Consider the following 25,412-nt stretch of genomic DNA (forward strand, 5'->3'; position numbering starts at 1 on the left):
CTGCTCCAGGCATACGGAGGAGGGGCCATGCCCGAGAACGGTCAAGGTCAGGCGCCGGTCGAACTCGCAGAGGCGATCGAGGTGTTGAGGGCCCAGTTGGACGTCGCCCGCAGGCTCGCGCCACCCGGCTCGCTCCGTTTCGAGGTGGGTCCGGTCGAATTGGAGTTCCAGGTCGAGTTGCTGAGCGGTGACGAGGTCAGCGGCGGTGCCAAGTTCTATCTGCTCTCGGCCGGCGGCAGACGGACGTCCGAGAGCAGGACGACCCATTCCGTACGGCTCACCCTGACGCCCCACAGCCCGGACGGTGGCCCGCTGGAGGTGTCGAACGTCTCGGCCGACCTGCCCGGGAGGTGACCGCCGACCCGGTACCCGGCAGGTCCGGGGCGGCCGTGGCCGGCCGGGCGGTGGAGGTCTACCGCCGGACGGCCGGAGGCACATGGGCCCTGGGGACGGGTGTCCTGCTGGACGGCGGCCTGGTGCTGACAGCGGCGCACGTGGTCGCCGGCGGCGCCCCGGAGGACACATCCGGTACCGGCGCCCCGGACGACGCGTCCGGTGCCGCCGGACCGCCGGACACGGGGGAAGACACCGGGGCGGGGCAGTCGGCCGGGATCCTCGTCCGCGTGCCCGGTGACCACGGCGGCCCCTGGACGTGCGCCCTCCTCTGGCACCGCCACGACAGACCCGCCGGCACAGGGCTGGACGCGGCTCTCCTGCGGGTCACCGATTCCCGGTTCCGGCTTCCCACGGGCCTGCCCCGACTGCGGTGGGGCCGGTTCACCGGCCGCACCGGCACGCGACGGGTGGAAGGGGTCGGCTTTCCGGCGGGGATGGACCTGCGCACCGGGGGCCGGCTCGCGTTCCGTGACACCGCCCAGTTCACCGGCGAGATCACACCGGGCAGCCGGGTCAAGGCCGGCCGTCACGAGATCACCGTCCACACTCCGGTGCCACCCGTCCCGCCCGGCGCGGCGGCCCCACCCGGGAGGGCGGTCTCCCGCTGGCGCGGGATGTCGGGCGGCGGGGTGATGTGCGAGGGACTGCTCGTCGCCGTGGTCGTGGTGGACCCGGGAGATCCGGCAGGCGGGGCGCTCACGGCCGTACCGGTCGAGGCCGTTCTGGCCGACCCCGTGGCGAGCCGGCTGCTTGGCGGTGTCCGCGCGGAGAGTGTCGAACTCGCCCGCGTCGTCTCACCGCCGCCCTCGCTCAGCCGGACCCCGGCCGGGCTGCTGCGCGCCGAGGCCACACCCGTGGGCTGCCACGGCAGGGACGACATGATCGGGGAGCTGGTGCGATGGTGCGCGGAGCCGGCGCGGTTCGCGCTGCGCCTGCTCACCGCGCCGGGTGGCGAGGGCAAGTCCCGGCTGGGGCGCGAGATCGTCGAACGGCTGACCGATCTCGGCTGGGCGGCCGGGTTCCTGGACGAGCAGTGTCCGGACGGCCTCCTGGCACCACTCGCCCACCTGTCCACACCTCTCCTGCTCGTCCTGGACTACGCGGAGACACGTACCGGGCAACTCCGGTCCTGTCTGCGGGCCCTGGGCTCGGACCACCACGGTGAGAACCACGTCCGCCTTCTTCTCCTGGCTCGCGGCGCGGGTGAGTGGTGGACCCGCGCTCGTGTCGTGGACCGGGCGCTGCGGGACCTTCCTCCGGGGAGCGTACGAGAACTGCCGCCGCTGGCTCCCGACATCGCCGCACGTCAGGAGGTATTTACGCGGGCGGCCGAAGCACTTGCGCCCGCGCTCGCGGCGCTCCCCGGCGCAGCCGGCGCCTCCCCGGGGACGGAGGGGTCCGACCGGCGCGGACCGAACCACCGGGGCTGGCGGGGCCGCGCTACTCCAGTGCGCTGGCCCTGCATATGGCGGCGCTCTCGGCTCTCCTGCGGTCGTCCGGGCCGGCGTCCGGCCACCGGCCGCCCGCCCGGAACCGGGCGGGACGCGAGGAGGAGACCCTGCTCCTCCACGAGGAGCACTACTGGGTCCGGACCGCCGCCGCCCACGGCATCGCCCATCTGCATCCGGCCACCCTGCGCCAGCTCATGACGGTCGCCACCCTCCGGCGGCCGGAGGACCCCGCCGGGGCGCGGGCGTTCCTGGGCACACTGGAGTGTCTGAGGGGAGAAGGCGCGGGCACGGTCCTGGGCGCGGCGACGTGGCTGCACGAACTGCATGGCGCGCCGGATGCCTACTGGTCCGGTCTCAGGCCGGACCCGCTGGGTGAGTATTTGGTGGGGGCCACCCTGGAGGACTTCCCCGAACTCCTCGACGAGATCGGCCGTTCACTGCCCCGGGAGCACTCGAGCCACGCGTTGCGGGTGCTCTCGCGGGCGGCCGTCCCCTTCCCCCGGCTCGGACAGCGGGTCGCCGCGTGGGTGGCCGAGCGGCCCCGGCCGCTGGCCTTCGCCGTGATGGAACTGATGACGCAGGAGCCAGAGGGCATCCTCGGTGCCTGTCTCGACGGGGTACTCGACAACGCGGCCGCATCGGGCACGCCGGGCGCCGAACTTGCCGCGGAACTGCTCGATGCCGTGCCGCGCCACACCCATGTGCTGGCCGAACGGGCCGTACGCATGGCCGAGTTGTCGTCCGTCCGTTTCCGGTCGTCCTCGGGGCCGGCGGACCGGAAGCACCACACCGGGGCGCTGCTCGCCCTCGCCTACCGGCTCGCCGCGACGGGGCGTCACGAGGAGGCCCTGCGGGCCGCCGAGCAGGCGGTGCTCCTGCGGGGCGCTTCCGTCGAGGGCGCCTGGGACGGGGAGGCGTTCGACGGGGACGAGCTGACCGACGCGCTGCTCGCGTACGCCGCCCGCCTGGACGAACTCGGACGGTCGGCCGAAGCGGCGCGTATCGGTGTCCGTCTGCTCGCCCTCACCGACGGCACGACCGGGGTGCACGCGGGCGGCGCGCTGCCAGGGGATCCCGGGGGTGCGCCTTCTCCGGGCCCCGCCGCCCGCCGTACACCGGACTCCTCGGGGCGTCCCGGCGCCACTGACAGCCCATCCACCGCACACACGGCTCCCGCCCCGCACGCCGCCCACGCCGACGCTGTGACAGGCACGGAAGAGACGGTACGTACGGAGGGCGACGTACGGGCGGACAGCGCGGCCGGACAGCGGGGCCCCCTCGACCCGGCACCCACCGGCACGAACACCAACCCGGAGCGGCTGTCCCGGATCCTGCACCACCTCGCCTGGTGGTCCCATCGCGCGGGACACCAGGAGGACGCCCTGCGCTGGGGATCCCGCGCGGTCGAACTGAGGCGCCCACCGACCAGGGGCCAGGAACGGCCGCTCGGTGAGCTGGCGGGCTCGCTCCTCAACCAGGCGCTCTACCTCCAGGCCGCCGGTGCGCCACGTACGGCGCTCACCGCTCTCTCGGAGGCTCTCTCCCTCCTGCGTCACCTCACGGAGCAGGCGCCTGACGCCTACCGGAGCCGCCTCGGTCGCGCCCTGCACAACGCCGGCCGGCTCCACTCCGCGCTCGGTGAGCCGCGGCAGGCCCTCGCCCGTGCCCGGGAGGCCGAGTCCGTGCACCGCGACCTGGCCGGTCCGGGCACCCCACCGGCCCGGTCGGCCGACCTGGCCGCCGTACTGACCGGGCTCGCCACCCGGCTCATGGATGTCGGTGCGTACGACAAGGCGGAAGCCGCGCTGACCGAGTCCGCCGCGCTCCGCCGGGCGCTCGCGGGCGACGGCGCCCCCACCGCGCTCGGCGGCCTGGCGACGGCGCTGACCGACCTGGCCGCGCTGCTCCTCCGTCCGGGCACCCTCGGGGAGGCGGAGCCGGCCTCGCGGGCCGGAGAGCTGACGGCCGAGGCGGTACGGGTGCTGGAGAGGGCCCGTGCGAGCGGCTGGAGTCCGCCCGGCGCGATGTCCGCGCGGGTCCTTGGACACCGGGGGCTTGCCCTGGCCCGTACGCACCCGGCGCTCGCCGTGGACCCTCTGCGGCAGGCGGCGGCCGAGGCACGGCGATCGGGTGCCCACGCCTTCGCAGACCGCTGCGACACCGCTCTCCGTGGCCTGCCCGCCTCTCCCGGCCCAGAGCCCGCAGCGTCGTACCCCCCGGCCGTGGCGGCCACCGCCGCTCCCCCACCGGCCGGGACCTCTTCACCGGGTGCGGCCCGCCCGGCCCCGCCGGACGAACGAGGTCTGCGCCCCGGCCCACCTGACGACCCGTCTGATACCCTGTGAGACGCACCGATCGACCGGATCCCGTTCAGAGCCGCACCAGGAGCGTGCACGTGCCGGACCAGTCCGAGGACCAGTCCTCGTCATCCCAGGCCACCGACGCCTCCGAGGTGTCCCCGCCCCCGGACCTCAGCGACCTGGAGTTCGGCTCCGTCGAAGAGGGCGACGAACTGGACGAGTTGCCAGACCGGTGACCGCGGGTCCCCGGCAGGTGGAGCCTGTCGTCGACGATCCGCGCCCGGTGTGGGTGAACGGCCTCGCCGCAGGAACCGGATACCTGCTCAACACGGGTCTGGTCCTCACCTCGGCCGCACTCGCGGGCCCACGGGGCGGCACCGTCTCCGTACGCCGCCGGGCAGATGCCTCCCCGGAGCGCTTCACGACGGCGTGGACCGGCCCCGGGCTCCCGTCTGCCGACGCCCCGGACGTGGCCCTGCTGTGCGCCGCGTCCGGCCACCGCCCGGCGTCCGCCGCGGCCCCGCGTCCGGTCCGCTGGGGCAGGCTGGTCACCCGCCGCGCGAACGTCCGCGTCCATGTCGGCGCCCTTTCCGCGCAAGGCGCCGAACCGACGTGGGGTGTTCTGCGGGGCACCCTCGGCACCGGTTCGGCGGTCAAGTCGGACCGTTTGCACATCACCCTGGCCGGCCCCGCGCCGGGCGCCCCGGACGCCGGCGCACGGTCCTGGACGGAGCTGCGGGGCGCCGCCGTCACCAGCCAGAGTCTCCTGCTCGGCGTCGTCACCGAGACGGGCTTCGAGCCGGGCCTGGGCTGGCTGCGCGCCGTGTCCGCCGAACGGTTGCTGCGGGACCAGGGGTTCGACGAGCTGACGGGGGCCGTCGGGCCGGGCGCGCTCGAACCGGTGGAACTCCAGCCGGTGTTGAGAGAGGCGGTCCACCCGCTGGGGAAGGTGGCCCGAGCGGCGGACCAGGCCGCCGGGCGACACGGGACGGCCGGCCCGGGGACGGATGTCGCGGACGCAGGTTTCGGCCCCGCGGATCCCGGGGCGGAAGCCCTCGTGGCGTGGTGCGCGCGGGCAGGTTCGTTCGGCGTACGGCTGCTCATCGGAGCGGACGACCACGCCGACCGGCTCGCCCGAGGGCTGGTGGAACGGATGCGTGCGCGTGGCTGGACCGGCGGCTTCCTCGCCTCCGGCCCGACGGACGCCGACCTCTCGGTACTCACCGACGTCACCGTCCCCGTTCTGCTCGTCCTCGACCGGGCGCAGGAACGCGCCCACGATCTACGGGCCCTGCTGTACGCAGTCGCCCGCCGGACCTCCACCGGTCCGGCCGGGACTCCCCTCCGGTTGCTGCTGACCGCGCCGGCGGCCGGAGACTGGTGGGAGGACGCGCGGGCCGATTCCGTGCTCCTGCGCGACCTGCCCCCGGACACCGAGCACGTACTGCCCGTATGACATGGGCGGGCGGTGCTCCCGGCGGACAGCCCCCCGTTTCTCCGGGGGAGCGGCGGGGGATCGTCCGGGCGGGGCGCCGTCTCGCGGCGGACGAATCGGGGGCGTGATGGAGTTCGACCGGCGGGTGCAGATCCGGCTGCGCAGGGCGAACGGCAGAACCGGGTTCGGCTCCGGCTACCTGGTCGCTCCCCGGCTCGTACTGACGGCGGCCCACGTGCTCGACGACGGTTCCGGCACCGGGACACTGGTGAGCCGGGCCATGGTGTCCCGGCCCGGTCCCCCACCACGGCCCGGGGAGCCCGGTTCGCCACAGCCGTCCACCCCCTCCGCGTCCCCCGGCCCACCGGACGGTGCCCGGCCGTTCGGGGCCGCTGTCCGCTGGAGCCGCAGGGACAAGGAGGTCGACGCCGCCGTGCTGGAGGTGGAAGGCGACAGCGGCTGGGAGCCACCGGCGTCGTTCCTCAACCACCGGATCCGCCCGCCGGTGCGCTGGGGGCGGCTCATCGGTTCCCGCCGTCATCCCGTCACCGCTCTCGGCTTCCCCCGGTTGCAGCAGGAGCCTGACGGGGGCCGCCGTCTGGACGAACAGCTCGACGGTCATGTCTCCCCGGGCAAGGGATCGCTGGCCGGCCTCTACACCGTGTCCAGCCTCGACCCGCTGCCGTCGGTGGTCCCTCTGCGGCCGGGCACCGGCGCCACCCCGTGGTCGGGCTTCTCCGGCGGGCCGGCCTTCTGCGGCGGGCTGCTGGTCGGAGTCGTACGAGATGACCTGCTGGCCCGTCACGGGACCCGGCTGACCGCGACACCGGCGGCAGCCTTCCTCGCCGACGACGAGCTGCGGGCCCTGATCACCGGACACGGCTGGGAGCCACTGCTGGAACCCGCCGAGCCCGTCCACCTGCTGACCCCGGCCGCCCTCACGCGCGATTTCCGCTCCCCGGCGGCACTCCTGAAACCCGATGCCGAGGCCGTCCCCTTCCACGGCCGCACCGCCGAACTGGAGCAGCTGCGCGGCTGGTGCCACGAGGAGCCCGGATCGTTCTCGGTCCATGTGGTCACCGGTCCGGGCGGGCAGGGCAAGTCCCGTCTGGCCCGGGAACTGGGACGGACGCTCCGTGACGAGGGATGGGTGACCGGTGACCTGTGGTCCAACCTGACGGACACCGGCTCGGCCGGGGCGGGAGCGGCGGGCGTCGGTACGCACGACACCGGTGTAAGCGACCCGGCCGGGGGTGAGTCCGGCGGCCAGGTCCCGGACGCCACCGATCCGTACGGTCTGCATGCCCTCGACACCACCCTGCCGATGTTCTTGGTGGCCGACCACGCCGAGACCCGCCCCAGACTGGTCCGCCGGCTGGTCGAGCGTCTGCGGCACACCGAGCACCGCACCCGTCTGCTCCTGATCGCCCGCTCCGACGGCCTGTGGCGTACGGCCCCCCTGGACGGTGCGACCGACGCCACCGAGGAGATCCTCGCCACGGCCGCCGTCACCGAACTCCCGCCTCTGCTCACGGAATCGGAGGAACCGGCCGCACGTGCCACCGCCTTCACCGAGGCGGCCGCCGGCCTCAGCCGTCTGCTGCCCCAGGTGAACCGTCTGGAACCCGCAAACTGGGGATTCTTCGCCATCGCCGTCCGTCCGCCGGCCGCTCTGATGAAGGAGCCCTTCGCCTCGGCCCTTTCGCTCCAGATGACCGCGCTCGTGGCCCTCCTGGAACTCGGCTCGCCACGCGGGCAGTCCGTCGCCGGGGAACCGCTCGAAGCCGCGCTGCTCCGTCACGAACAGCGATTCTGGGAGGAGACCGCCGAGGCACCGGAGTTCAGGCTGAATCTGCCGACGCCCGTCCTGCGGCGGGCGGTGGCCGTCGCAGCGGCCTGCGGAGCGGCCGATCTGCCGGAGGCCATGAGGGCGGTCGCACACGACACCCAGATCGCGCCGGACAAGGTACGGGCCACCGCCGAGTGGCTTCGCGCGCTCCATCCCCCGCCCGCGGGCCGCTACTGGGGCGCCCTCCAGCCCGACCGCATCGCTGAATACCACGCCTCCGACCTGCTCACCGAGTCCGGCGGCCCGCTGCGGGCGCTGATGTGCACGGGATCGGCGGCGCAACAGGCCCAGCTCATCACCGTCCTGGCCAGGGCCGCGTCGGCCCACTACAACGCGTTCCGTACGGCGCGCTCGGACGACACCCTGCGGGCCCTGGACGACGCGCTGGACGCCGCACTGGACCACGCGCCGAGCACCGATGTGGCCACCGCTCGCGACGGCGGCGACGCAGCGGGCGGCGACAGATCCTCCGTCAGAGCCTCGTCCCGCACCGGGCCGGACGCCGCGCCGGGACCGGGCACCAGCCGCGACGTCGGCCCCGGAGCCCTGCACCCGGACGCGCTGAGGGACGCCGTGAACGCGCTGCCCCGTCCCTCGCACACGACCGGTGCGCTCTCCCTGCGCCTGCTCAGGCACCGAGAGGCGGGGCTGCGGCGGCTGGTGGGTGTGGACCAGGAGGCCCACCTTCCCGCCCTGGTGGACACCCTGGCCGAGCTGGCGGTCCGCGCCGCGGAGCGGGGCCTGGAGGAGGACGCGCGCGGAGCGGCCGAGGAAGCCGCCTCGCTGGAGGCCCTGCTCGTGGAGAAGGGACACCGGCGGGAGGCCGACGCGTCCGGCAAGCAGTCCCCTTCTCCGCTCGCGGGACAACCGGCGGCCGGGGCCGAGGAGGAGGACCTCGCGTGGTCGTTCTGGGAGGCCACGTACGCCGCGGCCGCAACCGGCTCGGTGCCACTGGTGGAATTCGGGCCGGCGAGGCTGGCGGCCCTGCGGGACCGGACGAGCACACTGTTCGGACAGGCCCTGAGAAATCCCGACGCGTGGGAGCCGGCTCTCGCCCGTACGCTGTGCGACTTCTCCGTTGCTCTCGGGCGCGCCGGGCAGTGGCGGGAGGCGGTCGTCGCGGCGCGTGCGGCGGCCTGCCTCCACGAGTGGCTGGCAGGCGCCAACCCCGTCGCCGAGGAGAGCGGGCGCGCCCGTGCCCTGGAGGTGACGCGGATCTGCGCGCCGTGGGCAGGACACTCGCACGACGGCCACAGAGCCGTCGTACAACTGGCGGATCTCTACGGGCGTCTGGCACAACGCGATCCCGACGGTTATCGGGATCGACTCACCGACGAGCTGACAGCACGGGAGCACGCGGACGAGACACCGGCCGACGTACGGACTGCGGACGTGCCCACCACCGGGCGGAATACGGAGCAAGGCCCGGCGGGGGACGGGAAGGCCGGGACCGGTGGGGCGGATTCACCGGCCCCACTGTCGGAATGGGTCGCGAGACTGGCCGAGTTGAACAAGCAGTCCGATGCCGTCCATTTCGCCCGGCAAGCCGTCGAAATCCTCCGGCGTCTCGACCGCCGGGCCGAAGGAGACCAGTTCACCTTCGACTTCGCGGGGGCACTGCACGATCTCGCGGTGAGTTGCGTACTGGCGGAAGAACCGGCCTGGGCCGGAACCGCGGCGCAGGAGGCGGTGGACCTGTACCGCCGCCTCGGTGAACCCGTCGGGCCCTTCCTGCGCCCCGCCCTGGCGGAGGGGCTCGCCACCCTGAGTGGCTATCTCGCCTGGCAGGGCCGGATCGACAAGGCCGTGAAGACCGCGCAGGAGGCGGCCGGCATCTACCGGGACCTGGACCGCGAACGCCCTGGGTGGTACACAGCCGCCTTGGAGCAGGCTATGTCCCTCGGTGTGCTGTATCGCGATCCGGGCACAACATGACCGCAGGAGCCCGGATCACAGATGGCACGCTCCTGCCGGGGCCACTGGCCATGCGTCGGATCACCACGCTCCTCGGCGCGTGGGGGTAAGCCCGGACGGGGTTCGGGCCGCGACGGCACGCTCGGTCCGGGGCGAGGCCGTCCCTGGCCCGGAGCGGGGCTCGCAACCCAGCCAATGACGGTCTCGGCCTGGTCGAGGGCATCCAGCACCGCGAGCAAACCGTTCTCGAACCGCAAGTCGGGAATGCGCACCAGGCCGATGCTGAGGCGGTTGTCAAGCGACGGCCATCTCTGTCCGAGCAAGGCAGGGGCGAAGGGGCGTTGATGCTGGGATGGTAACCGGTGGTCCCCGCGCAGGCGGGGGTGTTCCGGCGTCTCCTCCTTTGCCGCGACCGCTCCCAGCGTGGTCCCCGCGCAGGGACCGGCCCCAGGAACAGATCGAGCATGATCCGGACCATGCTCGGGCCAGCGACCCCGCCCACGTCTCGACGGGCGCTATTTGCGCTGGTCAGCGATCCGCTGCCGCCGTACCACCAGCAGACGAAGAACTTGCTGGTGTCGTACTCGCCGAAGAAGCTGGGCTTCTTCTAGACGCACGGGAAAAGGCGCCTGACATGGGTTTTCACCTCTCAGGCGCCTTTCGCTCAGCCCGCTCTCGACAGAGCCCGGCTGGCGCGCCAACTCCCAGTTCATCTCATCGCTGCACCCATCCTGACCAGTGCTTCCGGACCAGTCACGGACCAAACCCCGGTTCAACCTTCGGGGGTGTCAGCTTGGCTGACGCGCTGCCACTCATTCATGGACTGCTCGATGAGGCGGGGTTCGCCTGCTCTCGAAGGCCATCAAGGAACTTGCCGCCCCGACCACCTCGAAGCCCTGCGTCAGATCCCCCTGCTCGTTCTCGCTGACGACCGCGACCAAGCACGCGTCGGCCGGCAGGGGAAGCGATCAGCCAGCCCCTACCGCGCCGATGCGCGTGACAGCATCGGTACCGCTGAGACATCTCAAGGGTGCAAGGCTCTCACGCCGCCCGGGACCGCTCCAGCAGTTCTACGACCTCCGTGTGAGGCATGTCGGGCTCCCGCCAGCCGCGGGCCCAGTCCAGCGCGCTGCCCCCGGTGCCGTCGTGCTCCTTCAGCTCGGGGTCGGCGCCATGGGCCAGCAGCAACCTCACCATTGCGGTATCGGCATGGGCCGCTGCCGCCGCCAACGGAAGTCCGTCGCGAGGGCCGTGGGACTCCAGATTCGGGGACGCGCCAGCCTGCAGCAGACGCTCCGCACAGCGGAACTCGCCCTGCGCGACGGAAAGATACAAAGCAGTCCCGCCGTCCGGGCGCCGGTCGTCCGGCTCAGCGCCCAGACGCAGCAGACGGGCCAGATCTCCCACCCGGCCTTGCTCTGCCGCCTCGCACATTCGTCTGGGGAGTTTCTTGCGCTGCCTATTGTTCACCATGCTCCTTACCCTGAAGCAAGGGCCAGCCGCCCGTACACAACATCGCGGCCGACTCCGTCAGTCACTTGAACACACTGCGGAACGTGCAGTGGTGAGCCCGGTACCCCGTCCCGTACTTCTGGCTGATCTGTGCCTGAACATCACTCTGAGCCGCGTTCTCGGCGGCTTTCTTACTCTTGCCCGTGCCATTCCCCTTGAGCTGCTTGTCCCCGTGATCACCCGACCCGATCTTCTCGACCGCACAGGTCGCCGAGGAGTACCACTTCTTCTTCATCGGAACGGCATCCGCGCCGGCCGCCCCCGCCAGCGGTACCAGAACCAACAGAGCCGCAACCAGGGCCGCACGGATCTTGTGACTTACCATCAATCTCACCCTTCCCGACAAGTCATCGTGGGCGCCGACCGCGCCTCGCAACGAGAACCCTCACCACAGTGTGACGATTTAGCCACTGATTGTAATCGCATGGGAACCCGGGCGCCGCAGGGAACTGCAGTACGCATGGTAGTCACATCGGTATGCTGTGCACCGGAGTCGTGGAGCGCCCACGGGCTTCCTTGTTTTCGAGATGTCTGCCGGGGTGCCGACGTCGACCTTGCCTGCCCGCTGGCCTGATCAGCAGCTCGTCGCCGACTGAAGTGGAGATGCTGGCGTTCGGCCGCAGCAGCGACAGTGCGCCGGCGCGGGCGCACCCGAGTTCGGGAATGCTCCCGACCGCGTTGAACTCCATAGATCGCCGGACGCGCCGGGATCTGTTTCGACAGTGTCATGGCCGGATCGTCCTTCGGCACCCTCAAGAACGAGCGCGTATCAAGGGTGAAATACCCGACCCGCAAGGCCGCCCGCCGGGACGTCAATCGCTGCGTCGAATGGTGAAAGCGCGAGCACCTCCGCTCTGCGATGGATTGCCGCCGTCCGCGCGAAGCCCGCGCCGAAGCCGAACACGAGACGTTACGGATCTCCGCGTGAAATGGCCGGTCAGACACCTGTCCGGAAGAAAAACTCGAAGCCCCTCATGTGTGCCGGGTCCATGACCAAGGGGCGGTAACGTTTCCGGCTATGACCAAGATCAGCGTCCCGGCTCTCCCAGCAGAGACGGCCGGGGCGACCGACGGTTCTCCGCACCTCTCCTCGACATCCGCGCTGTTCTGGCTCAAGACGACCGATCCGGACATGGAGGTTCCGGTACTTGGAGAGGGCACCGATGCCCGCGCCATCGTGCCGGAAGGCGAGCGATTTCGGCCGCTGAGGGAGCAGTTGAAGAGCCAGGGCGTCGCCGTTCGAACCGTGAAGTACTGGCTGGAACGAGAGGCGATCAGAGGTACCGTCACCCAGCGAGGTGGCTGGGACCTCGTCTCACACTCCACAACGTCTCTTTTCGGGGAGGACGGCTCGCGCGTGAGCGTACGCCACGACGGCGTGGCTGCCGCCGTGGCACGTGATGTCTTCGCGTCCTTATGGGAGACGGCTGCCCCGGAAGCTCACGAGTTTTCTGATTCCGCGCCGGCCGAGGACATCGTGCCGTCGACCTGGCTCCCCTACCTGCCGCACGAGACGCTGAATCCGGCCCAAGTGCAGGCTGCCCCAAGCCTCCTGACGGGCAATGAGAACGTGCTCGTGGTGGCCCCCACCGGCGCGGGGAAGACGACCATTGGCATGCTGGCGGCGCTTCGTGCCGTACTCGGCGAGGGTCGTAAAGCTGCCTGGCTGGTTCCACAGCGCTCGCTGACGGAGGAGCTGGACCGGGAGTTGGAAGCGTGGCGTGAGCGTGGTCTGCGTGTGGAGCGTCTCTCCGGCGAACGCAGCATCGACGTCGAGCGGGTACGGGACGCGGACCTCTGGGTGACCACCACGGAGAAGTTCGAGGTCCTTTCCCGGACGTCCTCGATGCGGGAGGCGCTCGGTAAGGTCGGCTGCCTGATCGTGGACGAGGTACATCTGCTGGGGGACCCCGAAAGGGGCCCGGTTCTCGAGGCGCTTCTCGCCCGGGTCCGGGAGGAGGGGTCCGATGTGCGTATCGTCGGGCTGTCCGCCACCGTCTCCAATGCGGACCAGATGTCGGACTGGCTGCGTGCGCGGCTCGTACGCATCGCTTGGCGGCCCAGCCGTCTGACCTGGCAACTGCCTTCCGTTCCGGCGAGCGCCGATCGGCATGTCACACAGGCCGCGCGCACACGCGTGACCAACGCGATCGTGAGCATGGTGACGGCGGACGGCGGGAGTGTGCTGGTCTTCTGCGGCAGCAAGCACTCGGTCCGTAGTACGGCGCTGGCTCTCGCGGCCAGCCGCGGTGTGAACACCAACGGGGTACGCCCCGACGATGCGGGAAGGCTCCGTCAGGTCAGTCAGGCTGCGGGCATCGGCTTGCACTACAAGGACTGGGAGTACAAGAGGGAGGCGGAACAGGCGTTCCGATCCCGGGAGATAGACGTCCTCGTGGCGACCTCGACCGTGGCGGCCGGAGTCAACCTGCCCGCCCGCGCCGTCGTGGTGCGGGATACACAGATTGGCCTGCGTGGCGTCGATGTGGCCACCGTACAGCAGATGTTCGGCCGTGCGGGACGTGTGGGCGCCGGGGAACGCGAAGGCTGGGCCTTCATGATCGTGGACGCGTCTGAACGAGCGTACTGGCAGGAGCAACTCAACGGCGGCTACACCGTCAACTCCCAGATCAGCACCACCCTCCCCGATCACGTACTGGCCGAGGCGGTGCAGCTCCGCATACGTACTCTCGCTGATGTGGAGCGGTGGTGGCTGGGCACGCTGGCGTATCATCAGGGGAACCGCAGCATGGAACCGCTCCGCCGAGCGGTGGACTTCCTGGTCGGCGCCGACTATCTGAGCCTCACCGAGGACGCAGAGGGCCGAACGGTGATCCGGCCGACGGAACTTGGGGTCCTGACGACCAGAGTCATGGTTCCTACCGATACCGGATACCAACTGCGAATGGGCGTCGCCCAAGCAGCGTTGCCGACGGACGCGAGCGAGGCCGAGAGCCGGCTGATCGAGTTGGTGTCGACCCTTGTGCCCAAACTGGCCAAGGCGCCCCTCGCGGAGAACCTCAAGCCAGCAGTGGAGTCCCTGCTCCGGGCGGACGGACACCTGTCAAGGGTCGGCGATGACACGGGGATCGGCGATGACACGGGCCGAGCCGCCACGGACTACGCGCCAGGGCACCTGGCCCGCGCCAGTCTGCTGGCGGTGGCGAACAGCCCTCACGATTTCGCCCGCCCACGCCGTCAGTTCGCCTCGATACCGCATTCCGCCATGTATCCGGTCCTGGAGGACGCTCCCCGCTTCTTGCACTGGCTCGGTTCCCAGGGCCCCTTGGGAACCATCCATCCGTGGGTCGCGGTCGTGGCCGCCGACCTCAGTCGCCGTATCCGATGGCGCCGCTGTGCACCGCCGCGCGGCAGCGGACGGCTGCTGTGGATGTGTGAACAGATGGCGACTCCCTTGCACGCGGCCCAGGTTGTGCCGCAGATGTGGATTGCGGCACGTGAGCGTGGCCTCGCGGACCCCGAGTGGCTGACGCGAACCCCTCCCCGCGGTTGTCGTCTTGAGGCCATTTCCTACGCCGGCCTGTTGCGGGAGAGGGTGCTCGCCGCCGAGCTGCTGCCGCGGCCGGACGGGAGCGTGACCTGTAGAGCTGCGGGGAGGGTGCTGGCGACATGGCGCGGCACGACGCACCGCTCCACGGTGACGCAGCAGGCAGAGGTCGACGGGGTATTCCCGGCAGCCGGCAACAATTTCCGGGGTGCGGGAGAGCAGGGAGCGGGCGAGACCGGCGCGGTAGTTTTCTCCCGGCGAGGCGATTATCGAGCGACGGGTTGGCTGGGGACGTACTCAGGTGTCCAGCCCGGTGGTCGTTGACGAGTTCGCGGAACGTGCCCTCAACGCCGGTTGTCGCTGTGGCTCCACCGCCGAGCACAGCCAAAAGCGAACACCTTCATTGGTTGCGACGATCGCCGGTTCGGCCAACCGGCGATCGTCGTCCAAGTTGCGCTCGCGCCGGGCAGGGATCCGTCCTCGGCTGCCGCTACGGCATGAGTCGGTAGGCCCTCAACTGCCCGACGCCTATTCAGTCCGCGATGCATCGGCGGGATGGCTCCTCGTCGGGTCACATGCCGGAACGAGGAGCTATCAGGGGCGGGTACAAGGGACGTCGGGCGAGTCTTGCCTGGCCCCGTCTCACGCCGTAGCCGGTGCCTCCTCGATGTCCTTGGCGATTACCGTTACGGTCGACGACGCGGGCTGACGGGACGGCTCCAGGTGGAGGCGTTCGGTGCCCTCGATCTCCGGGGCGTGGAGGATCGCGGACTTGCAGGCGCAGTCCTGGTCGGTGAAGCCCGCGAACCGGTAGGCGATCTCCATCATTCGGTTGCGCTCGGTGCGGCGGAAGTCGGCGACCAGATGGACGCCGGCCCGGGCCGCCTGGTCGCACAGCCAGTTCAGGATGGTCGCGCCGGCGCCCCAGCTTACGACCCGGCAGGAGGTCGCCAGCAGCTTCACGTGCCAGGCCTCGGTCAGCTTCTCCAGCAGTACGATGCCGACCGCCCCGTGCGTGCCGAACCGGTCGGACATGGTGACCACCAGCACCTCGTGGGCCGGGTCTGCGAGCAGGCCGCGGAGCGTGGCATCCGAGTAGTGCACGCCGGTGGCGTTCATCTGGCTGGTGCGCAGGGTCAGTTCCTCGACCCGGCTCAACTCCTCGTCACCAGCCTTGCCGATGGTCATGGTGAGTTCCAGCGAGCGCAGGAAGTCCTCGTCCGGCCCGGAGTAGTCCGAGCGCGCGACATCGCGTTCGAAGCCGGCCTTGTACATCTCCCGTCGGCGTCGGGAGTCCACGGTGGAGGCAGCCGGACTGAACTCCGGCAGGCCGGGCAGGGACAGGGCCTGCCCGGCGTCGTAGCAGCGAACCTCAGGGAGGTGGAAGGTGACCTCGGCGCGCTCGGCGGGCTGGTCGTCGATGAAGGCGATGGTGTTCTGCGCGAAGTTGAGCCGTTCGGCGATCTCCCGGACGGAGTCCGACTTCGGCCCCCAGCTTATCCGGGGCAGCAGGAAGTACTCGGCCACGCCCAGCTCCTCCAGCTTGGCCCAGGCGTGATCGTGGTCGTTCTTGCTGGCGACCGACTGGAGGATACCCCTGTGGTCCAGTTGCTCGATGACCTCGCGCAGGCCCTCGAACAGCGTGACCTCGCCGTCCTCCGACAGCGTCCCGTTCCACAGCGTGTTGTCGAGGTCCCACACCACGCACTTGACGATGGTGACCTGCCTGTCCACCGCGCGTTCTCCTCTCAGCCCGAGGCCGACAACGCCTGCTGGGCCAGCATCAGCCGACACAGCTCGTTGCTGCCTTCGATGATCTCCATCAACTTGGCGTCTCTGTAGGCGCGGGCCACCAGGTGTCCGTCCGACGCGCCCGCGGACGCGAGGACCTGGACGGCGGTGGCTGCCGCGGAAGCCGCCTGCGTGGCAGCGACGTGCTTGGCCAGCACCGTCGCCGACACCATGTCCGGGGAGCCGTCGTCCCAGCAGCGACTGGCGTACTCGGACACCCGAGTGGCGGTCTGCTCGGCCACCAGCAGATCGGCCAGGTGACCGCCGACCAGTTGGTGCTGCGCGAGCGGCCGGCCGAACTGTTCGCGGGACTTGGCGTGCCGGGAGGACGCCGCCAGGCAGGCCCGCAGGATGCCGACGCACCCCCAGGCCACCGACATCCGGCCGTACGACAGCGCGGCGGTGACCAGCATGGTCAGCGCGGCGCCGGCACCGCCGAGTACGCACTCGCGGGGCAGCCGCACCGAGTCCAGCCGGATGCCGGCGTGTCCGGCAGCCCGGCAGCCCATCGGGTCGGCGACCCGCTCGACGGTGACCCCGGGGGCGTCGGCCGGCACCACGGCGGCCGCGGCGCCGTCGCCGTAGCGGCCGAAGACGACCAGCAGGTCGGCGTAGTGCGCGGCGGTGACCCAGACCTTGCGGCCGTCGATCACGACGGAGTCGCCGTCCGCGCGGATCTCGGTGCTGATCGCCGACAGGTCGCTGCCCGCCTGCGGTTCGCTGAAGCCGACCGCGGCCAGCGTGCCGGAGGTCAGGCGCGGCAGGTAGTCGGCACGCTGCTGCGCGCTGCCCAGCCGCTGGATGGTCCAGGCGGCCATGCCCTGCGACGTCATGACGGACCGCAGCGAACTGCACAGACTGCCCACGTGTGCGGTGAACCGGCCGTTGTCCAGACTGCTCAGCCCGAGCCCACCGTACTGCTCGGGGACCTCGCAGCACAGCAGTCCGGCCTCGCCGAGCTTCCGCAGCAGCTCGACCGGGATCAGGCCGGACAGGTCCCAAGCGGCGGCGCGATCCGCCACCAGCTCGCTGACCAGGGCCTCCCGGTCATTCACCGTCGGCCTCCCGCAGCCGATCGACCATCGCCACCATTGCGTTGACGGTGCGGAAGTTCGTCATCTGGAGGTCCGGGCCGGCCACCATGACGTCGAAGGTCGACTCCAGGTGGACGACCAGTTCCATCGCGAAGAGCGAGGACAGACCGCCCTCGGCGAACAGGTCGCGGTCGGGCGCCCACGAGGTCTTGGTGCGCTCCTCCAGGAAGGACAGCAACTGCTGTTCGACGGACCCGTTCTCCGTGCTGGTACCCATCACATCGCCCTTTCGTAGGTGTAGAAGCCGCGGCCGCTCTTGCGGCCGTGGTGTCCGTCGCGGACCTTGGACAGCAGCAGTTCGCACGGTCGGCAGCCCTCGTCGCCGGTGCGCCGGTACAGCACCCACAGGGAGTCGACGAGGTTGTCGATCCCGATCAGGTCGGCGGTGCGCAGTGGTCCGGTGGGATGCCCGAGGCAGCCCTGCATCAGCGCGTCCACGTCCTCGACGGAGGCCGTGCCCTCCTCCACCACCCGCGCCGCGTCGTTGATCATCGGGTGCAGCACACGGCTGGTGACGAACCCCGGGGCGTCGTTGACCACGATGACCTCGCGGCGCAGCGTGTCCAGCAGCTTCCGAGTGGCCTGCAGCACGGACTCACCGGTGCGCGGGCCGCGGATCAGCTCGACCGTGGGGATCAGGTACGACGGGTTCATGAAGTGCGTACCGAGCAGGTCCTCCGGCCGACTCACCGCGCCGGCGAGTTCGTCGATCGGGATCGACGAGGTGTTGGAGATCAGCGGGGTGCCGGGGGCGACCGCGGTGGTCACCTCGGCGAGCACTTTGGCCTTGAGCTCGGCGTCCTCGGTGATGGCCTCGATCACCGCGACCGGGTCGGCTTCCCAGTCCACCTCGGCCGGGTCGGCGGCCTCGGTCAGTTCGCCCGGAGTGACGCCCTCGGGCAACGCGCCCTTCAGTTGTGCCATGCGCAAGCCCTGGCGGATGCGGTCGCGTGCCACTGGCAGCACGTCCGCGGCGGTGTCGACCAGGGTGACCGGCACTCCGTGGGCGAGCGCCAGCGTCGTGATACCGACGCCCATCACACCGGCGCCGAGCACCACCAACTGTCGTCCCTGGGGCTCCTGAGCGGCTGACGTCACTTGTCCTCCCGAATGATCACTTGCTTGGCCCGCGGTCCGAGTGGCGGGCCGGTCGGGCGGCGGGGTGGGCCGAGCCGCCGTGGCCGTCGGCGCGGTGCTGCCGGACGGCGGGGCGTACTCGCGAGGGCCTTGGGGTGTTGTGATGGCTCAGGCGGCGACCCGGCGGGCCAACGTGATGCCGTCGGCAACCGGCAGCAGCGACAGCTCGATGCGGTCGTCGGTGAGCAGTGCGGCGTTCAGTTCCCGTACGGCAACGGTGTCGGGGTCCTGCGCGGCGGGGTCGATGACCCGGCCGAAGAACAGGGTGTTGTCAATGACGATGAGACCGCCCGGCCTCACCAGCAGCAGCGCCTGTTCGTAGTACGCCTGATAGCTGGCCTTGTCGGCGTCGATGAACACCAGGTCGAAGGCGTCCGGCCCGAAGTCTGCATTGGCCAGCAGTCCGTCCAGAGTCTCGGTGGCCTTGCCGATCCGCACCTCGACCCGGTCGGAGACACCCGCGCGCTTCCAGTGCTCGCGGCCGATGGAGGGCCACTTCGCGGTGACATCGCACGTCACGATCCGGCCGTCGGAGGGCAGCGCGCGGGCCATGCACAGCGTGCTGTACCCGGTGTAGGTGCCGACCTCCAGAACGCTCCGCGCCTGCATGAGCGAGACCAGCAGCGCCAGCATCTGCCCCTCCTCGGCGGCCACCGGAAGCGTCTTGCCGCCCGGCAGGCCGGCGGTCTCCTCGCGGAGGCTGCGCAGGATCTCGTCGTCACGCAGCGAGACCGAGCCGACGTAGTCCAGCAGCGCCGTGGACATGCTCAATTGGTTCGCCATGGCTCCATGGTGGGAGAGCACATCCCGGCCCAGCGGGGCGGAAGCCCATTTCTAGGGGGGATTAGGGGGCCGGATTCGGGTCGGCGACCGTCTTCTTCTCCGGTTCTTCTCCGGTTCTTCTCCGGTTCTTCTTCGACGCCGGCGTTTTCTCCGGTCCCGGCGTGCCGACCGCCTCGTTGTCACGGACCCGCGGAGTCAGCAACCGTGCGGCGATCGTGAGCTCTCTGGGGATGACGAAGCCCGGCCGGTAGGTGGACAGGCCGGCCCGGCCAGGGCCTGCCCGGAGCGGCCCTACGGGGGGCGGCCCTACGGGGGGCGGCCCTACGGGGGGCGGCCCTACGGGGGGCTTGCGGTGGGACAAAGCGTCGGTCACCCGGTGTGCGGGACGAAAAAATACCGTCTGATGGACGGACGGTGGAAAACTTCGAATTCCCGGGGCGAGCCACCTGGCGCTACGCTCCCGGCTGCCGAGCCGTCAGCCGAAGTCCGTGCGGCCGATGTCCATCGAAGTCCATGCGGCCGAAGCCGGACAGAGTGCCGCACCCGCTGAGAGCGAGAAGAAGACATGGCCCTCATCATTTCTCATTCCGCCCTGATCAACGACTCCGCGGAGGACAGCGAGAAGATCAGTTACGACGCTCTGTGGGAGACCCTGCTCCGGAAGGCGGAGCACCCGGTCGAATACGTGGTGCAGATCGACGAATGCCGAATAGTCGAGCGGTACGACGACGGTTTCCTGCGGGAGGCCGTCTTCTTCGGCAAGGACATCGTGCGGGAGCGCGTGACGCCACGCCGCGATCAATGGCGCATCGACTTCGAGGTGTTGGACGACCCGCGTTTCTCCGCGGTCATCAACGAACTGGACCAGGACGCCGAGGGCCGTTTCCGCTATACCGTCTCGGTGGTGCTGACGGAGCGTTCCGCGAAGCGGATAACCGAGGTCGAGGGGCTGCTCGCGGAGACCGACGCGGGCGTGCTGGAAACGGCCCGCCAGACAGCGGAGACGCTGCGTCGGGTGACGCTCGAAACCGCAGGGGCGTGATTTCCCGGCCTTTCAGCTCCCGGATAGTGCTGTGGTCCTCCGGTCCCGAATAGTGCTGTGGCCCTCCGGCGTCTCGGGCGCCGGAGGGCCACAGCATTTCGCCGTCCGAATCCCGCGTCCGAATCCCGATGCGGGCTGCCGCATCTCCGAAGCAGGGTCTTCCGAATCCGGTCTTCCGGGTGCCTCAGCCGGGGCCGGGGCACCCGGTAGTCCTACATGACCACGCCCTCGATCTCCACGAGCAGGTCAGCGCGGCAGACGTCCACCGTCAGGTAGACGATGTCGGCGTCCGGCGAGAACGCCTCCTGGCACATCTCGCGTACCTTCGGCACGTCCTCGGAGTTGCGCACGTAGACCTTGATGTTGCGCAGCGACTTCAGGCCGTGGCCGGCGGATATGCCGTGCGCGGCCAGGTTCCCGCCGCTGATGACGAGTTCTATGTTCTCCAGCGCCAGTCGGCACTGCTTGACCAGTTCGCCGTCGTGCACCGTCTCATGACCGAGCACACTCGCGGTGCCGGACACGAAGACCTGGCCGTCGGCCCCGTACCCGGCCCCGGCGGGCAGGTAGGTGGCCCGTGCGAAGCGCGGTGAGCGCGGGCCGTACCGCTTCGGGTAGTGGTAGGCCGGCACCTGCCGGGGGTTCTCGATGTGGACGTGTCCGCCGGAGCGGCAGGCCAGCAGGTAGAAGGCGATGCCGCCGCCCCGGGAACCGATACCGGTGGCCGCCGGGAACTGGTCGAACTCCAGCCGACACTCCTCGAACGCCTCGGCCCGGCCCCGGCAGAAGTCCCTGTAGACCTCCAGGCCCTCCGCGTTGTCACGGTTGATGTCGCTGACGAAGTTCCACATGCGGAACACGCTGGGGTAGCCGAATTCCTCAAGGAGTTCGAACATCGTCACGTACGCCGCCCTGGTCGCCTCCGTGTACCGACCGGAGGGTGCCACCCGACCCGCACAGAAGAAGTACTCGCCGTCGTGCGCGTACGTGATTCCGTCACGTTCGCCGTGTTCCGCTTCCGTGTCCGTCACCCACACCTCGGCGAAGGGCTCGGCGGTCGGGTCGACCATGTTGATGTCGAGTTCAGGGAAACCATTGTCGAGGGTCGGGAAATCACAATCGGATGCGTAGTTGACGACCCCGAGAATCTTCTTTCCGACCGGGGGAGCACCCCGGGCAGCCCCGTGTTCGAAGTATGACGTCAACCCATTCCGGCCAATCGATGACGGGCTCAAGATGGCTCCACTTTCTCTCTACGGGTTGCTTCCTCATGGCTCCAGGAACGATCCGCCGGAACCGTTCTCACGGCCCGTCAAAAAAGTTACATTGCGTCCGACCCGGCTGCGGCGGCGACCGGTGAGTAGAAAAAGATAGCCACCACTAGGGGGAGACTAGGGGGTGCTCCGGACTGCTCCTTGGTTAGTCTTCGAGCCGCTGGCCGCTTTTACGGACACGGCCTTTAGAGCGAGCCCGATTCACGCCCCAGGGTCGGCGGGCACCGTAACGGAGCGCCGATCCGACCGGGACTACCAGGACGACTGAGAGGTGTGGTGGCATGCTCCGTCACGAGCTGATCCGGCCGTTGCCCGAGCTGCTGAAAGCGCACGCGGCCCGCAGGGGAACGCAGATCGCATTCGCCGACTCCCGTCGCGGCGTCACGTACGCCGAGTTGGAGGCCCGCACCCGCCGACTCGCCGGGCACCTGGCGCAACTGCGGCTGCTGCCCGGCGACCGAGCCGCCATCTACCTGGGCAACTGCGTCGAAACCATCGAGAGCTATCTGGCCATCGCGCGCGCGAGCGCGATCGGCGTGCCGATCAACCCGCACTCCTCCGCCGGCGAGCTCGCCTACCTGCTTGACGACAGCGCGGCCCGGGTCATCGTCACCGACCGCACACGCCTGCCTCAGGTACGCCAACTCCAGGCGGAACGGCCGCACCTGACCGTCGTGGTGACGGGTGACGAGGAGAGCGGGGCCGTATCGTTCGACGCGCTCGCCGAGACCGAACCGCAGCAGCCCTCGCGCGACGACCTCGGACTCGACGACCTCGCCTGGATGCTCTACACCTCCGGCACCACCGGCCGGCCCAAGGGCGTGCTGTCCACCCAGCGTAGCTGCTTGTGGTCGGTTGCCGCCTCGTCCGCCGGTGTGCTGGGCCTGTCCGAGTCCGACCGGGTGCTCTGGCCGGTGCCGCTCTTCCACAGCCTGGCGCACATCTACTGCGTGCTCAGCGTCACCGCAGTCGGCGCGACCGCGCGGATCACCGAGGCGTTCGACGCCGAGGAACTGCTGCGCACGCTGCGCACCGAGGAGTTCACCTTCCTGGCCGGCGTACCGACCATGTACCACTACCTGCTGGACGCCGCCCGCGAGGGCGATCTGACGCTTCCGAACCTCCGGGTGTGCCTGTCAGCCGGCGCGATCAGTACGGCGACGCTGCGCTCGGAGTTCCAGGACACCTTCGGCGTCCCGCTGCTCGACTGCTACGGCAGTACCGAGACGTGTGGGCTCATCACCGCCAACTGGCCGAACGGGACGCAGGTCGAGGGCTCTTGCGGTCTGCCGGTGCCGGGTCTGACCGTACGGCTCGTCGACCCTGAGACACACGAGAACGTCGAGACCGGCGAGGAGGGTGAGATCTGGGTCAACGGACCAAGCCTGATGGTCGGTTACCACAACCAGCCGGAGGCGACCGCTGCGGCGATGCCGCGCGGCTGGTATCGCACCGGAGACCTCGGACGCCGCGACGACCTCGGCTATGTCACCATCACCGGTCGGCTCAGCGAACTCATCATCCGCAGCGGCGAGAACATCCACCCGACCGAGGTGGAAGAGGTGTTGCTGCGGGTGCCGGGCGTGGCCGACGCGGCAGTCGTCGGCTCGGCACACCCCGCCCTCGGCGAAGTGCCGGTCGCGTTCATCGTGCCGGCCCCGGGAGGCTTCGACCCGGACGAGGTGTTCTCCGCCTGCCGCGAGCACCTGACTTACTTCAAGGTGCCGGAAGAGCTGTACGAGATCGACCGCGTACCGCGCACCGGCTCCGGAAAGATCAAGCGGCACACCCTGCTCCAGAGCCCGGCACGGCTGCGAGCCGTGAGCACCGGCTCGTTCGAATCGCTGTTCCGCGTGGAGTGGACGGCAGTGTCGGCAGAGGCCGTGCCGGGCGACCGGGGAACGGCGTCGGGCTTGCGGCGTACGGACAGCCGCCCTGCCGCCGCGGGCGAGCTGGACACGTCAGACCGGTCCGGGCTCGCTGACGCGCCCGACCTGCCGGATGCCCCCAAGCTGTCCGACCCTCCGACGCGGCCGGACACCCCGGCGCTCTCCGACGGGCCCGAAGCCCCCGAGCCGGCCGTGATCGACTGCCCGTCCGGGTCCATCGGTGACGTGCTGCGCGCGGTGCGGGCCGGGCTGGCCGACCGCCCGGGGCGAGTGGCCGTGCTGACCCACGGCATGACGAACGACCCGGCGCAGGCCGCCGCCTGGGGGCTCGTCGAGTCGATACGGGCCGACGCCCCGGACGACGCGCTGGTGCTTGTGGACGCCGAGGACGACGACCCGGCGGCCGCGCTTCCGGTCGTCCTGGCGCACGGCCAACCGCGGGCGCTGGTGCGCGGCGGGGAGGTGCTGGTCCCCGGCTGGCGCGCGCGGGCAGCGGGCAGCGGGTGAGCCGGCCGGACCCGGACGGCACTCTGCTGGTCTCCGGGGCCGACCAGGAGCAGGCCGCCGAACTCGCCGGGCACCTGGTCGCCGCTCACGGCGTACGGCACGTGCTTCTGATCGCCCGGACGGCCGTGCCGGACCTCGCCTCGCACCTGACCGAGCTGGGCGCAACCGTGACGCAGACGGTCTGCGAGCCCGGCGACCGGGACATGCTGGCGGCCGCGTTCGAGGCGGCCGGGCCGCCGGTCACGGCCGTCGTACACGTGGCCGGCGCGGAGACGCTGCCGACCACGCTCGCCGGTGAGGTCGAACTCGGTCCGCTGGATGACGCGCTGGCCCTGCACGAGCTCACCCTGGACACGCCCCCGTCGTTGTTCGTGCTGTCCGCACCCATCGACAACGGCCCGGCGCACGCGGTCTTCCAGGCCCTGGCCAATCGTCGGCACGCCGAAGGGCTCCCCGCGCTGGCTCTCGGCTGGGGGCCGCGGGAGGAGATGACGTCCCGGGAACGGCTCGCCCTCTTCGACGCGGCGACCACGGTGGACGACGCGTCGGTTCTCGCGATGCGCCACGAGCTGGCTGCTTCGGCCGTGGACACCGACGCCGCCGGGCGGCTGGCCCGGCTCCCCGAGGCGGAACGCGACCGTGCCGTACTCGACCTGGTGCTGTCCGAGGTCGGCCTGATCACCGGCGGCCGACCGGTGCACGCGTGGCAGTCGTTCCGCGACATCGGCATGACGTCGATCAGCGCCGTCGAGCTGCGCGGCCGGCTCGCCGCGGCGACCGGTCTGACGCTGCCGACCACACTCGCCTTCGACTATCCCAACCCCGACGCGATGGCGGCCTACCTCGGGGACCGCATGTTCGGCGGCTCGGCGTCCTCCGCTCCCGGTGCGGAGGCCGCCGGCACAGCCCCGGTGCCCGGCGAGCCGATCGCGATCGTCGGCATGGCCTGCCGCTGCCCGGGCGGCGTGACCTCGCCCGAGGGGCTGTGGGACCTGGTGTCCTCCGGCGACGACGCGCATCTCCGGCTTCCCCACGGACCGCGGCTGGGACCTGGAGAACCTGTACCACCCGGACCCGGACCACCCGGGCACCTCGTACGTACGGGAGGGCGGCTTCCTGCACGACGCGGGCGACTTCGACGCCGGGCTTGTTCGGCATCTCGCCCCGTGAGGCACTGGCCATGGATCCGCAGCAGCGGCTGCTGCTGGAGACCACCTGGGAAGTCCTCGAACGCGCCGGCATCGACCCGACGTCGCTGCGCGGCAGCCGTACCGGCGTGTTCGCCGGGGTCATGTACCACGACTACATCACCAGGCTGCGTACCGTACCGCCGGGAGCTGGAGGGCTACCCGAGCAACGGTGGCGCGGGGAGCGTCGTCTCGGGGCGGGTGTCGTACACCTTCGGATTCGAGGGTCCGGCGGTCTCGGTGGACACCGCCTGCTCGTCCTCACTGGTCGCCCTGCACCTCGCCGTCCAGGCCCTGCGCGCCGGCGAATGCTCCCTGGCGGTGGCCGGGGGGCGTCACCGTG

The 25,412-nt window shown here is 70.7% G+C and carries 18 protein-coding genes and 3 pseudogenes; 13 read left to right on the plus strand and 8 right to left on the minus strand.

What is annotated here, in order from left to right:
• Window positions 1–27: 27 nt before the first annotated feature.
• From KQY30_RS01810 to KQY30_RS01835, 6 genes are all read left to right on the plus strand, one after another.
• On the plus strand, window positions 28–354 hold the full coding sequence (locus KQY30_RS01810; protein WP_217305238.1) for a trypco2 family protein: 327 nt from the start codon (window positions 28–30) through the stop codon (window positions 352–354).
• A 1,507-nt stretch (window positions 355–1,861) separates the two neighbouring features.
• The gene (locus tag KQY30_RS37285; RefSeq protein ID WP_367997377.1) at window positions 1,862–4,192 is read left to right on the plus strand and encodes a hypothetical protein; all 2,331 of its coding nucleotides are present in this window, start codon (window positions 1,862–1,864) and stop codon (window positions 4,190–4,192) included.
• A 50-nt stretch (window positions 4,193–4,242) separates the two neighbouring features.
• Entirely contained in the window at window positions 4,243–4,383 is a 141-nt protein-coding gene (locus tag KQY30_RS01820) for a hypothetical protein (RefSeq protein ID WP_217305240.1), read from the plus strand.
• Entirely contained in the window at window positions 4,380–5,603 is a 1,224-nt protein-coding gene (locus KQY30_RS01825; protein ID WP_217305241.1) for a hypothetical protein, read from the plus strand. The genes KQY30_RS01820 and KQY30_RS01825 overlap by 4 nt, the downstream gene beginning before the upstream one ends.
• Window positions 5,604–5,709: 106 nt before the next feature.
• The gene (locus tag KQY30_RS37050; RefSeq protein ID WP_302185358.1) at window positions 5,710–9,366 is read left to right on the plus strand and encodes a trypsin-like peptidase domain-containing protein; all 3,657 of its coding nucleotides are present in this window, start codon (window positions 5,710–5,712) and stop codon (window positions 9,364–9,366) included.
• A 443-nt stretch (window positions 9,367–9,809) separates the two neighbouring features.
• Window positions 9,810–9,956 carry a hypothetical protein gene (locus KQY30_RS01835; RefSeq protein ID WP_217305243.1) on the plus strand — a complete coding sequence of 49 codons (147 nt, stop codon included), beginning with the start codon at window positions 9,810–9,812 and terminating at the stop codon, window positions 9,954–9,956.
• A gap of 430 nt (window positions 9,957–10,386) precedes the next feature.
• Here the strand turns inward: KQY30_RS01835 and KQY30_RS37055 are convergent, their stop codons facing one another.
• Complete coding sequence (locus tag KQY30_RS37055; RefSeq protein WP_217305244.1) at window positions 10,387–10,818, minus strand: ankyrin repeat domain-containing protein; 432 nt, start codon at window positions 10,816–10,818, stop codon at window positions 10,387–10,389.
• Window positions 10,819–10,879: 61 nt separating this feature from the next.
• The gene (locus tag KQY30_RS01845) at window positions 10,880–11,182 is read right to left on the minus strand and encodes a hypothetical protein (protein ID WP_217305245.1); all 303 of its coding nucleotides are present in this window, start codon (window positions 11,180–11,182) and stop codon (window positions 10,880–10,882) included.
• A gap of 693 nt (window positions 11,183–11,875) precedes the next feature.
• On the opposite strand from KQY30_RS01845, the gene KQY30_RS01850 reads away from it, so the two are divergent.
• Window positions 11,876–14,689, plus strand: a complete 2,814-nt coding sequence (locus KQY30_RS01850; RefSeq protein ID WP_217305246.1) for a DEAD/DEAH box helicase — start codon at window positions 11,876–11,878, stop codon at window positions 14,687–14,689.
• Window positions 14,690–15,007: 318 nt separating this feature from the next.
• On the opposite strand, the gene KQY30_RS01855 is transcribed toward KQY30_RS01850, so the two are convergent.
• The 5 genes from KQY30_RS01855 to KQY30_RS01875 all read right to left on the minus strand — a co-directional run bounded on the left by KQY30_RS01855 (window position 15,008) and on the right by KQY30_RS01875 (window position 19,170).
• The gene (locus KQY30_RS01855) at window positions 15,008–16,099 is read right to left on the minus strand and encodes an HAD family hydrolase (RefSeq protein WP_217305247.1); all 1,092 of its coding nucleotides are present in this window, start codon (window positions 16,097–16,099) and stop codon (window positions 15,008–15,010) included.
• A gap of 14 nt (window positions 16,100–16,113) precedes the next feature.
• Window positions 16,114–17,211 (minus strand): acyl-CoA dehydrogenase family protein, encoded by a 1,098-nt coding sequence (locus tag KQY30_RS01860; RefSeq protein WP_217305248.1) that lies wholly within the window; start codon window positions 17,209–17,211, stop codon window positions 16,114–16,116.
• Entirely contained in the window at window positions 17,204–17,467 is a 264-nt protein-coding gene (locus KQY30_RS01865; protein ID WP_217305249.1) for an acyl carrier protein, read from the minus strand. The genes KQY30_RS01860 and KQY30_RS01865 overlap by 8 nt, the downstream gene beginning before the upstream one ends.
• Window positions 17,467–18,348, minus strand: a complete 882-nt coding sequence (locus KQY30_RS01870; RefSeq protein WP_302185291.1) for a 3-hydroxyacyl-CoA dehydrogenase family protein — start codon at window positions 18,346–18,348, stop codon at window positions 17,467–17,469. Before KQY30_RS01870 ends, KQY30_RS01865 begins: the two co-directional genes overlap by 1 nt.
• Window positions 18,349–18,495: 147 nt before the next feature.
• Window positions 18,496–19,170 carry an O-methyltransferase gene (locus KQY30_RS01875; protein WP_217305250.1) on the minus strand — a complete coding sequence of 225 codons (675 nt, stop codon included), beginning with the start codon at window positions 19,168–19,170 and terminating at the stop codon, window positions 18,496–18,498.
• 565 nt (window positions 19,171–19,735) lie between these two features.
• On the opposite strand from KQY30_RS01875, the gene KQY30_RS01880 reads away from it, so the two are divergent.
• Window positions 19,736–20,212, plus strand: a complete 477-nt coding sequence (locus KQY30_RS01880; RefSeq protein WP_217305251.1) for an AtaL-like protein — start codon at window positions 19,736–19,738, stop codon at window positions 20,210–20,212.
• A 212-nt stretch (window positions 20,213–20,424) separates the two neighbouring features.
• On the opposite strand, the gene KQY30_RS01885 is transcribed toward KQY30_RS01880, so the two are convergent.
• The gene (locus KQY30_RS01885) at window positions 20,425–21,417 is read right to left on the minus strand and encodes an FkbO/Hyg5 family chorismatase (RefSeq protein WP_217305252.1); all 993 of its coding nucleotides are present in this window, start codon (window positions 21,415–21,417) and stop codon (window positions 20,425–20,427) included.
• 350 nt (window positions 21,418–21,767) lie between these two features.
• On the opposite strand from KQY30_RS01885, the gene KQY30_RS01890 reads away from it, so the two are divergent.
• The 5 genes and pseudogenes from KQY30_RS01890 to KQY30_RS36075 all read left to right on the plus strand — a co-directional run.
• Entirely contained in the window at window positions 21,768–23,882 is a 2,115-nt protein-coding gene (locus KQY30_RS01890; RefSeq protein WP_217305253.1) for an AMP-binding protein, read from the plus strand.
• Window positions 23,879–24,853 (plus strand): annotated as a pseudogene (locus KQY30_RS37290) (phosphopantetheine-binding protein); the annotation flags it as partial. The gene KQY30_RS01890 and the pseudogene KQY30_RS37290, both read left to right, overlap by 4 nt.
• A gap of 46 nt (window positions 24,854–24,899) precedes the next feature.
• Window positions 24,900–25,052, plus strand: a complete 153-nt coding sequence (locus KQY30_RS36070; RefSeq protein WP_254407514.1) for a beta-ketoacyl synthase N-terminal-like domain-containing protein — start codon at window positions 24,900–24,902, stop codon at window positions 25,050–25,052.
• A pseudogene (locus tag KQY30_RS37295) lies at window positions 25,021–25,134 on the plus strand (beta-ketoacyl synthase N-terminal-like domain-containing protein); the annotation flags it as partial. The gene KQY30_RS36070 and the pseudogene KQY30_RS37295, both read left to right, overlap by 32 nt.
• Window positions 25,135–25,276: 142 nt before the next feature.
• Window positions 25,277–25,336 (plus strand): annotated as a pseudogene (locus KQY30_RS36075) (beta-ketoacyl synthase N-terminal-like domain-containing protein); the annotation flags it as partial.
• Between the last annotated feature and the right edge of the window lie 76 nt (window positions 25,337–25,412).

It is taken from the genome of Streptomyces sp. GMY02, assembly GCF_019056675.1.
GTDB lineage: Bacteria > Actinomycetota > Actinomycetes > Streptomycetales > Streptomycetaceae > Streptomyces > Streptomyces odonnellii.

Coding starts and splice junctions, on each gene's coding strand:
- KQY30_RS01810 (WP_217305238.1), top strand. CDS start 28: ATGCCCGAGAACGGTCAAGGTCAGGCGCCGGTCGAACTCGCAGAGGCG.
- KQY30_RS37285 (WP_367997377.1), top strand. CDS start 1,862: ATGGCGGCGCTCTCGGCTCTCCTGCGGTCGTCCGGGCCGGCGTCCGGC.
- KQY30_RS37050 (WP_302185358.1), top strand. CDS start 5,710: ATGGAGTTCGACCGGCGGGTGCAGATCCGGCTGCGCAGGGCGAACGGC.
- KQY30_RS01835 (WP_217305243.1), top strand. CDS start 9,810: ATGATCCGGACCATGCTCGGGCCAGCGACCCCGCCCACGTCTCGACGG.
- KQY30_RS37055 (WP_217305244.1), bottom strand. CDS start 10,818: ATGGTGAACAATAGGCAGCGCAAGAAACTCCCCAGACGAATGTGCGAG.
- KQY30_RS01845 (WP_217305245.1), bottom strand. CDS start 11,182: ATGGTAAGTCACAAGATCCGTGCGGCCCTGGTTGCGGCTCTGTTGGTT.
- KQY30_RS01850 (WP_217305246.1), top strand. CDS start 11,876: ATGACCAAGATCAGCGTCCCGGCTCTCCCAGCAGAGACGGCCGGGGCG.
- KQY30_RS01865 (WP_217305249.1), bottom strand. CDS start 17,467: ATGGGTACCAGCACGGAGAACGGGTCCGTCGAACAGCAGTTGCTGTCC.
- KQY30_RS01875 (WP_217305250.1), bottom strand. CDS start 19,170: ATGGCGAACCAATTGAGCATGTCCACGGCGCTGCTGGACTACGTCGGC.
- KQY30_RS01880 (WP_217305251.1), top strand. CDS start 19,736: ATGGCCCTCATCATTTCTCATTCCGCCCTGATCAACGACTCCGCGGAG.
- KQY30_RS01890 (WP_217305253.1), top strand. CDS start 21,768: ATGCTCCGTCACGAGCTGATCCGGCCGTTGCCCGAGCTGCTGAAAGCG.